12 protein-coding genes and 1 pseudogene are annotated in these 12534 nt (G+C 74.9%); 7 read left to right on the forward strand and 6 right to left on the reverse strand.

Annotated features, from left to right (window positions below):
• Positions 1 to 48: 48 nt before the first annotated feature.
• The gene (locus GEV43_RS38010; protein ID WP_160825525.1) at positions 49 to 261 is read left to right on the forward strand and encodes a dodecin; all 213 of its coding nucleotides are present in this window, start codon (positions 49 to 51) and stop codon (positions 259 to 261) included.
• Positions 262 to 452: 191 nt separating this feature from the next.
• Here GEV43_RS38010 and GEV43_RS38015 read toward each other — a convergent pair whose 3' ends face one another.
• Positions 453 to 1853, reverse strand: a complete 1401-nt coding sequence (locus tag GEV43_RS38015; RefSeq protein WP_160826078.1) for a metallopeptidase TldD-related protein — start codon at positions 1851 to 1853, stop codon at positions 453 to 455.
• A 5-nt stretch (positions 1854 to 1858) separates the two neighbouring features.
• Positions 1859 to 3357: pseudogene (locus tag GEV43_RS38020) on the reverse strand (TldD/PmbA family protein).
• Positions 3358 to 3500: 143 nt separating this feature from the next.
• Between GEV43_RS38020 and GEV43_RS38025 the strand changes: the two are divergent.
• A complete protein-coding gene (locus GEV43_RS38025) occupies positions 3501 to 4205 on the forward strand; it encodes a beta-ketoacyl-ACP reductase (protein WP_160825526.1) in 705 nt (234 codons plus the stop codon).
• A 5-nt stretch (positions 4206 to 4210) separates the two neighbouring features.
• A complete protein-coding gene (fabI, locus tag GEV43_RS38030; protein WP_160825527.1) occupies positions 4211 to 5011 on the forward strand; it encodes an enoyl-ACP reductase FabI in 801 nt (266 codons plus the stop codon).
• Positions 5012 to 5149: 138 nt separating this feature from the next.
• On the opposite strand, the gene GEV43_RS38035 is transcribed toward fabI, so the two are convergent.
• Positions 5150 to 5368 carry a hypothetical protein gene (locus GEV43_RS38035; RefSeq protein ID WP_160825528.1) on the reverse strand — a complete coding sequence of 73 codons (219 nt, stop codon included), beginning with the start codon at positions 5366 to 5368 and terminating at the stop codon, positions 5150 to 5152.
• A 99-nt stretch (positions 5369 to 5467) separates the two neighbouring features.
• On the opposite strand from GEV43_RS38035, the gene GEV43_RS38040 reads away from it, so the two are divergent.
• Entirely contained in the window at positions 5468 to 5884 is a 417-nt protein-coding gene (locus GEV43_RS38040) for a hypothetical protein (protein ID WP_160825529.1), read from the forward strand.
• Positions 5885 to 5903: 19 nt separating this feature from the next.
• Here GEV43_RS38040 and GEV43_RS38045 read toward each other — a convergent pair whose 3' ends face one another.
• Together GEV43_RS38045 and GEV43_RS38050 are read right to left on the reverse strand one after the other, a co-directional pair.
• The gene (locus GEV43_RS38045; RefSeq protein WP_160826079.1) at positions 5904 to 7616 is read right to left on the reverse strand and encodes a helix-hairpin-helix domain-containing protein; all 1713 of its coding nucleotides are present in this window, start codon (positions 7614 to 7616) and stop codon (positions 5904 to 5906) included.
• A 241-nt stretch (positions 7617 to 7857) separates the two neighbouring features.
• Positions 7858 to 8811, reverse strand: a complete 954-nt coding sequence (locus tag GEV43_RS38050) for an aldo/keto reductase (protein ID WP_160825530.1) — start codon at positions 8809 to 8811, stop codon at positions 7858 to 7860.
• 283 nt (positions 8812 to 9094) lie between these two features.
• Here GEV43_RS38050 and GEV43_RS38055 point away from each other — a divergent pair, with 283 nt between their 5' ends.
• Positions 9095 to 9910, forward strand: coding sequence for an undecaprenyl-diphosphate phosphatase (locus GEV43_RS38055; protein WP_160825531.1), 816 nt, complete (start codon positions 9095 to 9097; stop codon positions 9908 to 9910).
• A gap of 177 nt (positions 9911 to 10087) precedes the next feature.
• The gene (locus GEV43_RS38060; protein WP_206681572.1) at positions 10088 to 10678 is read left to right on the forward strand and encodes a hypothetical protein; all 591 of its coding nucleotides are present in this window, start codon (positions 10088 to 10090) and stop codon (positions 10676 to 10678) included.
• Positions 10679 to 10736: 58 nt separating this feature from the next.
• Here GEV43_RS38060 and GEV43_RS38065 read toward each other — a convergent pair whose 3' ends face one another.
• Complete coding sequence (locus GEV43_RS38065) at positions 10737 to 11708, reverse strand: magnesium and cobalt transport protein CorA (RefSeq protein WP_160825533.1); 972 nt, start codon at positions 11706 to 11708, stop codon at positions 10737 to 10739.
• 84 nt (positions 11709 to 11792) lie between these two features.
• Here GEV43_RS38065 and GEV43_RS38070 point away from each other — a divergent pair, with 84 nt between their 5' ends.
• A complete protein-coding gene (locus GEV43_RS38070) occupies positions 11793 to 12527 on the forward strand; it encodes a histidine phosphatase family protein (RefSeq protein ID WP_160825534.1) in 735 nt (244 codons plus the stop codon).
• Positions 12528 to 12534 lie beyond the last annotated feature (7 nt).

Here is a 12534-nt window from a genome sequence, read left to right on the forward strand (position 1 = left end):
CATGCGGCAGGCGACACCAGGTTGGGCAATGTTTCGGGAAGGGGCGTCATGACCGATCGCACGTACCGGGTGACCGAGATCGTCGGCACGTCGCCGGAGTCGGTGGAGAGCGCGATCCGCAACGGGATCAGGCGCGCGGGGCAGACCCTGCGCCACCTGGACTGGTTCGAGGTGACCGAGGTCCGCGGCCAGATCACCGACGGGGAGGTGGGGCACTACCAGGTGGGCATGAAGGTCGGCTTCCGCCTGGAGGACGGCTGAGCGCCGGGAGCCGGGCGCCGGAAGGGGCCCGCGTCCCCGCCGCCGGGCGGGTCCGCGGGCCCCGGCCGTCCTGGACGGCGCGCGGGCGGCCCTGAGCGTGGCGGAGACGGCCCGGGAGGCGCCGGCGACACATCGGATGGCCCGCGCCGATCCCCGTCCGTCTCCGTCCGTCTCCGCCTGTTCCGGGGCGTTCAGGACGCCTTGGACACCGTGGACATGTTGAAGTCCGGCACCCGGACCGCCGGCATCGCGGTCCGGGTGAAGTAGTCGGACCACTCGCGCGGCAGCGTCGGCACGGTCCCGCCGACCTCCGCGAGCCGCGACAGCAGGTCGACCGGGCTCTCGTTGAAGCGGAAGTTGTTGACCGCCCCGACGACCTCGCCGTCCTCGACGAGGTAGACCCCGTCGCGGGTGAGGCCGGTCAGCAGCAGCCGCTGCGAGTCGACCTCCCGGATGTACCACAGGCAGGTCAGCAGCAGCCCGCGCCCGGTGCGCGCCACCATGTCCTCCAGCGACGCGCCCCCCGCCCCGCCGGACGGGCCGGCCAGCGTGAGGTTGTCGATCGCCGGGGTGACCGGCAGCCCCGTCATCGCGGCCGAGTGCCGCGTCTGGGTGAGCGCCGCGAGGGTGCCGCCGGAGATCCACTCGGTCCGGCCGAGGCCGAGGCCGTTGTCGAACACCGACGACTCGCGGTCCGAGAGCCGCGCGACGACGAACGGCGCGCACTCCAGCCCGGCCGCGCCGGGGTCGCTGGACAGCGTGACCGGCAGGCTCGCGAGCTTGTCGCCGACCCGGGTGCCGCCGCCCGGCGCGCTGAACACCGTGCGGCCGTCGTGCGCGTCCCGCGCGCCCGCCGACCAGTACAGGTAGATCATCAGGTCGGCCACCGCGCTCGGCGGCAGGATCGTCTCGTACCGCCCGGCGGGCAGCTCGACCCGGCGCTCGCTCCAGTCCAGCCGCCGCGCGAGGCCCCCGGCGAGGGCGGCCGCGTCCACGTCGGCGAAGTCGCGGGTGGCCGCGCCCGACCACGCCGACCCGCCGCCGCGCTTGGCGTTCAGCTCGACGAGGCCGGTCGGCTGGTCGTACCGCGCCCGCAGGCCCTCGGAGGTGCCGACGAACGTGGACGTCACGGTGTGGTTGGCGAACCCGTACAGCTTCCCGCCCCGGCTCGCCGCCTCGCCGAACGCCTCGCCCAGCGCCGGAGCGAACGCCCCGAAGACGCCGATGCCGGTCTCGGCCGGGTCGTCGTCCCACGCGGCGCCCGAACCCGCCCCGGGCGCCCCGGACGCGCCGACGAGCGGCGCGGCGTCCTCGGCGGGCTCGTTGCCCGCCGCGTCGGCCTCGGCGGCGCGGACCAGGTCCTCCAAGCCGTCGGCCCCGACCGCGGTGCGCGAGACCACGCCCGCGGCGACGCCGTCGGCGGTGCCGCGCAGCGCCACGACGGTGAGCCGGCTGGTGTTCGACACGCCGTTGGTGGTGAGGGTGTTGCCCGCCCACCGCAGGTTCGCGTTGGCGGACTCCTCGGCGATGACGACGCAGCCGTCCGCGCGCGACAGCGACAGCGCCCGCTCGACCGCCTCCTGCGGCCCGATCGTGCTCACTGGCCGGCCTCCTTCAGCGCGTTGAGGATGTTGACGCCGCGGAACAGCGCGGACGGGCAGCCGTGGCTGACCGGCGCGACCTGCCCCGGCTGGCCCTTGCCGCAGTTGAACGCGCCGCCCAGCACGTACGTCTGCGGCCCCCCGACGGCCTCCATCGAGTTCCAGAACTCGGTGGTGGTGGCCTGGTAGGCGACGTCGCGGAGCTGCCCGGCGAGCCGGCCGTTCTCGATGCGGTAGAACCGCTGCCCGGTGAACTGGAAGTTGTACCGCTGCATGTCGATCGACCAGCTCTTGTCGCCCATCACGTAGATGCCGCGGTCCACCCCGGAGATCAGCTCCTCGGTGGACGGGCCGCCCTCGGCGGGCCGCAGCGACACGTTCGCCATCCGCTGGATCGGCATGCTCGACGCCGAGTCGGCGAACGCGCAGCCGTTGGACCGCTCGGCGCCGGTGAGCCGGGCGATGCGCCGGTCGGTCTGGTAGCCGGTGAACAGCCCCCGCTGATGATGTCGAACGACTGCGCCCGCACGCCCTCGTCGTCGTACCCGATCGTGGCGAGGCCGTGCTCGGCGGTGCGGTCGCCGGTCACGTTCATCGCCTCCGACCCGTACCGCAGCTCGCCGAGCAGGTCGGGCGTCGCGAACGAGGTGCCCGCGTACGCGGCCTCGTAGCCGAGCGCGCGGTCCAGCTCGGTCGCGTGCCCGACCGACTCGTGGATCGTCAGCCACAGGTTCGACGGGTCGACCACCAGGTCGTACGTCCCGGCCTCGACGGTCGGCGCGGCGAGCTTCTCGGCGAGCAGCTCGGGGATGCGCGCCAGCTCGCCGTCCCAGTCCCAGTGCGGGCCGGTCAGCCACTCGAAGCCGCGCCCGGCGGGCGGCGCGAGCGTGCGCATCGTGTCGAACAGCCCGTCGCCGATGGCGACGGCGTTCAGCACCGGGTGCAGCCGGACCCGCTGCTGGGTGGTCGCGTTGCCGGCGAGGTCGGCGAAGAACTTGTTCTCGCGGACCTGGAGGAGGTGCGCGTCGACGTGGTCGACGCGGTGGTCGCCGAGCAGCCGGCGGCTCCACCCGGCCAGCAGCGCGACCTTGTCGGCGGTCGGCACGTCGAACGGGTCGGTCTCGTACGCCGACACCCACGTCCGCTCGCCGTGCGCGGGCTCGGGCGCCAGCTCGATCGGCTCGCGGTTGACGGCGGAGGCGACGACGGCGACCTCGACGGCCCGCGCGGCGACGGCCGCCGCGCCGTCCGGCGTCAGGTCGATGCCGGCGGCGAAGCCCCAGGTGCCGTCCTTGACGACCCGGACCGACAGGCCCACGTCGTCGTCGTCCAAGGCGGTCTCGAGCGCCGCGTCGTGCAGGCGCAGGGTCTGGCTGCGGACGCGCTCCAGCCGGAAGTCGGCGTGCTCGGCGCCGAGCTCGCGGGCCCGGCTCAGCGCCGCGTCGGCGAGCGCCCGCAGCGGCAGCGCGGTGAAGGCGGGATCGATGTCATGCACATTCCGGAACCTACCGCGTGGCGGCGCGCCGCCCGCGGAACAAAGCGGGGACGACGGATCTTGTCGGTTCGGCACATCTTCCCGCACGCCGGGGACCGATAATCTCGGTCGCTGTTATGAGGTAACCCAACGAGAGGTACACGATGAGTCGCTCTGTCCTCGTGACCGGCGGTAACCGGGGCATCGGCCTGGCCATCGCGCGCGAGCTGGCCGCCGCCGGCGACGCGGTCGCCGTCACCTACCGCTCCGGTGAGCCGCCCGAGGGGCTGTTCGGCGTCCGGTGCGACGTGACGAGCATGGAGGACGTCGACGCCGCGTTCGGCAAGGTCGAGGCGGAGCAGGGCCCGGTCGAGGTCGTGGTGGCCAACGCCGGGATCACCAAGGACACGCTGCTGGCGATCATGAGCGAGGACACCTTCACCTCCGTCCTCGACACCAACCTGAGCGGCGCGTTCCGCGTCGCCAAGCGCGGTGTCAAGGGCATGATGCGCAAGCGGAAGGGCCGCATCGTGCTGGTGTCGTCGGTGGTGGGGCTGTCGGGCTCACCCGGCCAGACCAACTACGCGGCGTCCAAGGCGGGCATGGTCGGGTTCGCGCGGTCGCTGGCCCGCGAGCTCGGGTCGCGCAACATCACCGTCAACGTGGTCTCGCCCGGGTTCGTCGACACCGACATGACCCGCGCGCTGACCGAGGAGCAGCAGCAGGGCATCACCGCGGCCGTCCCGCTCGGCCGCATCGCGCGGCCGGAGGAGGTCGCCAAGGCGGTCGCGTTCGTGGCGAGCGACGACGCCTCCTACATCACCGGGGCCGTGATCCCCGTCGACGGCGGTCTGGGAATGGGGCACTGAACGGCATGGGAATCCTCGAAGGCAAGCGCATCCTGGTCACCGGCGTCCTCACCGACGCCTCGATCGGGTTCCACGTGGCGCGGGTCGCGCAGGAGCAGGGCGCGGAGGTCGTCCTCACCGCCTACCCGCGCCCGACGCTGACGCAGCGGACCGCCAAGCGGCTCCCGTCCGGGCCGGACGCCCCGCCGCCGGTCGTGGAGCTGGACGTGACCAACGCCGAGCAGCTCGGCGGCCTCGCCGAGACGCTGCGCGGCCACGGCTTCGACAGCCTCGACGGCATCATGCACGCGATCGCGTTCGCCCCGCAGGAGGCGCTCGGCGGCAACTTCCTCGAAACGTCGTGGGAGGACGTCGCGACGGCGATGCACGCGTCGGTGTACTCGCTGAAGTCGCTGACGATGGCGTGCCTGCCGCTGATGAAGGACGGCGGGTCGGTCGTCGGGCTCGACTTCGACGCGACCAAGGCGTGGCCGGTGTACGACTGGATGGGCGTGGCGAAGGCGGGGCTGGAGTCGTGCGCCCGCTACCTGGCCAAGTACCTCGGGCCGCAGGGCATCCGCGTCAACCTCGTCGCCGCGGGGCCGCTCGCGACGATGGCCGCGAAGAGCATCCCGGGCTTCGCCGGGCTGACGGAGATGTGGCCGGAGGTGGCTCCCCTCGGCTGGGACATCCAGAACAGCGAGCCCACCGCGCGCGCCTGCGCGGCGCTGCTATCCGACTGGTTCCCCGCGACGACGGGCGAGATCCTGCACGTGGACGGCGGCCTGCACGCGATCGGCGCCGCGTCCGCCGAGACCGCCGAGTGACGCGCTGACCGTCCGCCCGGACGCGGCGGGCGAACGCGGCGGGCGAACGCGAAGGCCCCTCCCCGGAGAACGATCCCGGGGAGGGGCCTTTCACGTCTCATCGCCTGGACGCGACGCGTGCCGCGTGTCGCGTGTCGTTCAGCGGCGGACGCGGCGTCCGCGGCGCGTGACCACGCTGAGCTGGAGCGCGCCCACGGCTCCGGCCGCGCCCGCCGCCGCGGCGACCCACAGCGTGGTTCCCTGCTCGTGCTGCGACGCGGCCATCGGCGAGATCAGCCGCGTCTGCGGCACGGCGCCGTTGCCGGACGCGGGCAGGTAGCCGCGCGGGTCGGCGGCGATCTCCGGCGTCGGCAGCACGCCCGGCGGAGTCGCGGAGGCGCTCGGCGCGGCGCCGGGGAGTAGGGGCGCAGCCCGCCGGGCGCGGTCTGCGGGGCCGCCCCGCCTCCCGACGCCACGGTGCCGCTCGGCGCCGCGTGCGACGGGGCCTTCGCCTTGTGCCTGGGCGCCGACGACTTCTTCTTGCCGCTGGTGCCCGGCTTCACCGACGGCTTCTTCTTGGACGGCGACGGGGACGTCGAGGGCTTCTTCGGCGTGAGGCTGTCGCGCCAGTTGCCGAGCTGGCACTTCCAGTTGTCGATGGTGCTCGCGGGGTCGGTGCCCTTCTTGCAGGGCTTCTGGCCGCTCGCGCCCGCGACGGAGGCCGACGCGGCGGGGGCGCCGAGGAACAGCAGTGCCAGAGCGCCCGCCGACACCGTCGTGGCCGAACCGAGCCGCCTGAAGCGTCGCTGCTGGGGCATTTCACTCCTCTTGCCGGCGATGAACCTATTGACGTCGCGCCAACGATCATCGTGCCTCACCGGGAGTCAACCGTAAACAGCGCCACACCGATTTCTCAAGGCACCACCAAGCGCGCCAGCCTGGTGCGACGCTCCGGCGCTCCGTTCTCCCGCACGCCCCGGGCCAGCGCGGGCCCCGCGGCCTGCACCACCGACAGGTGCCGTTCCGCCAGCCCGAACGCCGTGGCCACCAGCGGACGGGTCAGGACGGTCCCGTCCCCGGGCTCCGACATGACGGCCACCACCGCCGGACGGCGCGCGCCCCGGCCGAGCGCGACGGTCACCGCCCACCCGTGCCGCAGCCGCGCCGCGTCCGCGGGGGCGACGACCGCCGGGCCGTTCGGGAACGCCACGTCCAGCCCGTGCGGGCCCGCGCCGGTCACCACGCCGGTCTCGCCCACGGCGGCCTGGCGCAGCGGGGCGGCGACCACCACGCGGTCGCCCGGGTCCAGCCCCGCGTACCGGCCCGGCCCGGGGTTCAGGCGGGCCTTCAGCGCCGCGTTCAGCGCCGCGGTCCCCGCCTCGCCGCCCGCGGCCGGGGCGACCACCTGGACGTCCTCCACCGCGATCCCGAGCGCGCGCGGGATGGAGTCGGCGACGAGCTGGACGGCGCGGTGCACCGCCTCGCCCGCGTTCGCCGCCGGGACGATCACGACCTCGCGGTCCGGCGCGTCCACCGCGACGAGCTCGCCCGACCGCACGGCCGCCGTGAGCGTGCCGAGCGGCCCGGAGGGCGGCGCGGCGTCCAGCTCCACGACCGGGACGGTCTCGGACGCCTCCAGGTCGTCCAGCGGCCGTCCCGGGCCGGCCGGCGGCGGCGCGCCGGGCCCGCCGCCGAGGACCAGGTGCGCGCCGTCCGGGCACGCCTCCACCAGCACCGCGCACAGCTCGACGTCCAGGCCGGACGCGTCGGGCACGATCACCAGGTCCAGCTCGAACGGGCGCTGCTCGCCGCGCCCGAACACCACCGCGCCCGGCGCGGCGGACGGGTCGTCGCGCGGGTCGAGCGCGCGGTGCAGCGCGACCACGGGCGGCGCGCCCTCGCCCGCCTTCGCCGCGAGCGCGGCGGCGGCCCGCTCGGTCGGCGGGACGAGCGCGGCCCGCAGGCCCCGCGCCGCCGCGGCCGACGCGATCGCGAGCGCGGTGTCCTCCACGTCGTCCGGGACGCCGCGCAGGACGGTCACGCCGGTGCGCAGGGCGGCGGTGAACGCCAGCGACCGGTCCTCGGGCAGCCCGGACCGCAGCTCCTTGACCGCCGCGTCGTCCAGCAGCGGCACGGCGGTCAGCGTCAGCCGCTGGAACCCCTCGGCCGCCGCCTCCTCCGCCATCGCCCACCGCGCGAGCCCGAGCGTCTCCTCCGGCTCGGGCGGCTCGGCGTCCTCCTCGAACGCCGCCTCGTCGAACTCGGGCTCCTCGGTCAGCACGAGCGCGTCGCCCGCGTCCAGCGCCGCCTCCACCGCCCGCTGCGGCTCGGGCACCTGGACCCGTTCGAGCGCGGTCAGCACCTCCGCGGCGGGCGTCACCGTGTGGCCCTCGCGCGCGGCGGCGGTCAGCAGGTGCGTCACGAGCGCCGCGCCGCGGCGCGGATCGTCCGGGCGGGCGGCCTCGCCGAGCACCCGCCGCGCGAAGTGGTCGGCCTGCCGCGGCCCGACGCCCGGCACGAGCAGCAGCCGCCAGGGGTCGGCGCGCAGCCGCGCCGCCGCGTCCGGCCCGAGCCGCGCCGCCGCGCGGGCGGTGAACGACTCGGGCACGCCCGCGGAGGCGAACAGCTCGGCGAGCGGCGACGCCGGCGCCGCGGGCGCTGCGGTGGGCGGCGGTCCGGCCGCGGGCGGTCCGGCGGGGGCGGTCCGGCCTGGGGCTCCGGGGCGGGGCGGGGGCCGGGTCGGTCTGGGGGACGGTGTCAGGGTTCGAGTCGGTCACGGGCTTCCCGTACGGCTGGTCCAGTGCTGGCGGGTTCGGTGCTCGAAGGTGCGCGGACCGTCCCGAGGGTGCCACGGACGGCCCGGACGGTCACGGATGGGCGGCGGACATGTCGGAGACGTCGTCGAGCGCGTCCCGGATCTCCTGCGGCAGGGTCAGCGTCTCGCTCTCCAGCGCCTGGGCGAGCTGCGCGGCGGTCCGCGCGCCGACGATCGGCGCGGCGACGCCGGGCCGGTCCCGGACCCAGCTCAGCGCGACGCTGAGCGGCGACACGCCGAGCCCCTCGGCGGCCGTCACCACCGACTCCACGATCCGCCCGCACTCCTCGTCGAGGTACGGCTGGACGAACTCGGAGAAGTGCGGCGCGGCGGCCCGCGACCCGGCGGGGATGCCCGTCCGGTACTTGCCGGTCAGCACCCCGCGGCCGAGCGGCGACCACGGCAGCAGCCCCGCGTCCGCGTCCAGCACGGCCGGGACGACCTCGCGCTCGATGTCGCGGCGCAGCAGCGAGTACTCCAGCTGCGCCGACACCACGGGCGCGCGGCCCGGCCACGCCCGCTGCCACGCGGCGGCCTTCGCGACCTGCCAGCCCGCGTAGTTCGACACGCCGACGTAGCGGGTGCGGCCCGACAGCACGGCCTCGTCCAGCGCCGACAGCGTCTCCTCCAGCGGCGTCGCCGGGTCGTACACGTGCAGCTGCCACAGGTCGACGTGGTCGAGGCCGAGGCGGTCGAGCGAGGCGTCCAGGGCGCGGAGCAGGTGCCTGCGGGACCCGTCGTAGCGGCCGTTCGGGCGGATCGCGGCCTTGGTCGCGATGACCAGGCCGTCGCGGTCGGCCGTCTCGCGCAGCAGGTGCCCGAGGATCCGCTCGCTGTCGCCGTCGCTGTAGACGTCGGCGGTGTCCACCAGCGTGCCGCCGGCGGTCACGAACGCGGCGAGCTGGGCCGCCGCCTCGTCCGGATCGGTGTCGTGGCCCCAGGTCATCGTGCCGAGGGCCAGCCGGGACACCAGCAGCCCGCTCCGCCCGAGGTGACGCTCCTTCATGAGGGCTCACAGTAGCGTTCCGCCGGAGCGGACCCGTCCGGCCGTCACCGCCCGTGCCCGCGCCGTCGCGTTGCCGGAAGGTGTCCGAAAGATGGCCGGGACGTGGCCGGGGGACGGCGGGACGCGGGCGCGCGGGTGGCCGGTCCCGGCGTCGCCGCCGGTCAGCGGCGTGCGCGACGTTCCGGTTGCGCCCGGTTCCGGCCGTCCCGGGGCGCCCGGCCGCTACCCTTCGTAGGGCGCCGCGCATCGCCGCGCGGCCCGTGCGTGAGGGGATCGGCCGCCTGTGAACGTCGTGGAAGCGACCGTGCTCGGGATCGTCCAGGGGCTCACCGAGTTCCTGCCGATCTCCAGCTCGGGCCACCTGCTGTTCGTGCCCGAGCTGCTCGGCTGGGACGATCCGGGCGCCCCGTTCACGGCCGTGATCCAGCTCGGCACGATGGCCGCGGTGCTCATCTACTTCTGGCGCGACCTGGTCAACATCGCGGCGACCTGGACCAGGAGCCTGTGGACGCCCGCGCTGCGCCGCCACCAGGACGCCCGGATGGGCTGGTACATCGGCCTCGGCACGATCCCGGTCGGCGTGGTCGGCCTCGCGGGCAAGGACTTCATCGAGGGCCAGGCCCGCAACCTGTGGCTGAACGCCGGCACGCTGATCGGGATGGGCCTGCTGCTCATGGTCGCCGAGTGGGCGGGCGCCAGGAAGCGCGAGGTGGGCGACCTCAACATGCGCGACGGCCTGATCATCGGCGGCTTCCAGACGCTCGCGCTGATCCCGGGGTCCTCGCGGTCGGGCTCGACGATGACCGGCGCGCTGTTCCTCGGCTACACGCGCGAGGCCGCCGCCCGCTACTCGTTCCTGCTGTCGGTGCCGGCGGTGGTGCTGTCGGGCGCGTTCGAGATGCGGCACGTCGGCGACGGCGGGCTGGCCGTCATGCCCGCGACGGTCGCGACGGTCGTGTCGTTCGTCGTCGGCTACGCGTGCATCGCCTGGCTGCTGAAGTTCCTCACCAAGCACTCGATGATGGTGTTCGTCTACTACCGGGTCGCGGTCGGCGGGATGCTCATGGGCCTGCTCGCCGCGGGCGCGATCTCGGCGTAGCCCGGCGGCGCGCATACCCGTTCCGCGCGCGTCCGGCCAGTGTGCGGAAGCGCAATGTCCGCAACAAGGGTTATCGCCTGACTTCTATTGCCGTGCCCGGTCACGGGGCTAAAGTGCGCAGCCATGGCGCAACCCCCGTTCCCGATGCATCCGCGGTCCGCCCGGGACCACGGGGCGATGGACGTGGCGCCGGTGTTCGGCGCGGGGCCGGGCGACGACCCCGGCTACCTGCGCTCGCTGCGGACCGGGACGGTGCTCGGGCGGATGCGCGCCATGATGCTCGTGCTCCTCGCCGCGCCGGTCGCGATCCTCGCGATCTCGCCGTTCATCGTCCGGGACGGGGACGGTCGGCTCGGCGGCGCGCCGCCCTGGATCTACGCGCCGCTCGCCGTCGTCGCGCTCGCCGCCGTGCTGGTCGGGCCCCGCGCGCCGCGGGCGCTGCCGCGTCCCGCCGGCCCGCCCGCGCCGCCGCGCGTGCTCGTCGCGCGGGCGTCGCTGCTCCAGTTCCGGTCGGCGGTCCTGCTGCGGTTCGCGCTGACCGAGGCGGTCATCCTCGTCGGGCTGCCGCTCGCGATGGTCGGGCACAGCGAGCTGGTGTTCGCGGCCGGGTTCGCGGTCGGCTACCCGCTGCTGGTGCGGCTGGCGCTGCCCACGCGGGGAGGCGTCGAACGGATCCGGCGCCGCCTGGAGGCCGGGGGAGCCGAGTCGCTCCTGTGGCCCGCGCTGCTCGCGCCCGCCCCGCCGCGCCGTTCCGCGGGCGACGCCTGACCCCGGCCCCTGGAACCCCGGCCCCTGGAACCACGGCCCCGGGAGCCCGGACGGGGCCTCAGAGCCAGCCGCTCTTGCGGAGCCGGTGGAAGATCACCGCGCACAGCACGACCATGACCGCCAGCGCCGCCGGGTAGGCCCACACCCAGTGGGTCTCGGGCATGTGGTCGAAGTTCATCCCGTAGATGCCCGCCAGCGCGGTCGGCACGGCGATGATCGCGGCCCAGGCGGAGATCTTGCGCATGTCCTCGTTCTGCCGCTTGCCGAGCAGCGCCAGGTGCGCGGTGAGGGCGCTGTTGAGCAGCTCGTTGTGCGCGTCGACCTGGCCGTCCACGCGCAGCAGGTGGTCGAGGACGTCGCGGAAGTAGTCGCGGACGCCCTCGCACGCGGACACCTGCCCCCGCACGATGCCCTGCATGACCGGGACGAGCGGGTCCTCGGCGCCGCGGAACTCCAGCACCTCGCGCTTCAGCGAGTAGATGTCCTCGGTGACGTCGCGCCCGGACGGGTCGAACACGGCCCGCTCCAGCTCGATGATGTCGATCTCGACCTCGTGCGCGACGATCCCGTAGCGGTCGACGACCTCGTCGCACACCGCGTACAGGACGGCGGCGGGCCCGTGCTCCAGCAGCGCGGGGTCGTGCTCCAGCCGCTTGCGGACGGGCCCGAGCGGGTTGCCCGTGCCGTGCCGGACGGTGACCACGAAGTCCGGGCCGAGGAACACCATGATCTCGCCGACCTCGATGTCGGAGGTCTCGTCGAGGTAGGACAGGGTCTTCAGCACCACGAACACGGTGTCGTCGTAGCGCTCCAGCTTGGGGCGCTGGTGCGCCGACACCGCGTCCTCGGCGGCGAGCGGGTGCAGCTCCAGCTCGTCGCGGACCAGCTCGAACTCCGCCTCGTCCGGCTCGAACAGGCCGATCCACACGAAGCAGTCGCCGTCCTCGCGGGCGAGGTCGAAGGCGTCGCTGATGTCGCCGTCGATGTCGCGGCGCTTGGCACCGGAGTAAATGGCCTTGTCCACGATCACACCCAGCATTGTCGTACATCCGGGCCGCGCGGACGACGGACTCCAAGATCTCCGCGGGCGCGGGGATCTCGTAGAGTGCGTGCCGTGACGACGCTTCTGCTGGTCCGGCACGGCCTGACCGCCATGACCGGGCCCGTGCTGGCCGGCTGGACCCCCGGGCTGGGCCTGGACGACCGCGGCCGGGCGCAGGTCCGCGCGCTCGCCGAGCGGATCGCCGCCGTGCCGCTCGCCGCCGTGGTGTCCAGCCCGCTGGACCGCTGCCTGGAGACCGCCGAGGCCGTCGCGGCGGGACACGCCGAGCCGGTCGGCGGGATCGAGGTGGACGAGCGGTTCGGCGAGGTCCGCTACGGCGACTGGACGGGACGTCCCCTCAAGGAGCTCGCCGAGGAGCCGCTGTGGCGGGTCGTCCAGGCGCACCCGAGCGCGGCGCGGTTCCCCGGCGAGGAGGGCGAGTCGCTCGCCGAGGCGCAGCACCGCGCGGTCCGGGCCGTCCGCGACTGGAACGCGCGGATCGCCGCCGAGCACGGCCCGGACGCCGCCTACCTGGTGTGCAGCCACGGCGACATCATCAAGGCGGTCGTCGCCGACGCCCTCGGCCTGCACCTGGACCAGTTCCAGCGGATCCAGGCCGACCCCGCGTCGCTGACCGCGATCCGCTACACCGAGCTGCGCCCGTTCGTCGTCCGGACGAACGACACCGGCGGCGGCGCCGAGGGCCTGCTGCCGAAGCCCGCCGACCCGGCCGCCGGGGACGGCGGCGCGGACGCGCCGCCCGCGGGCGGCGGGAGCAGTGACGCGCCGGTCGGCGGCGGCGCGTAGGGTCGTG

The sequence above is a fragment of the Actinomadura sp. J1-007 genome (assembly GCF_009793335.1).
Lineage (GTDB): Bacteria > Actinomycetota > Actinomycetes > Streptosporangiales > Streptosporangiaceae > Spirillospora > Spirillospora yumaensis.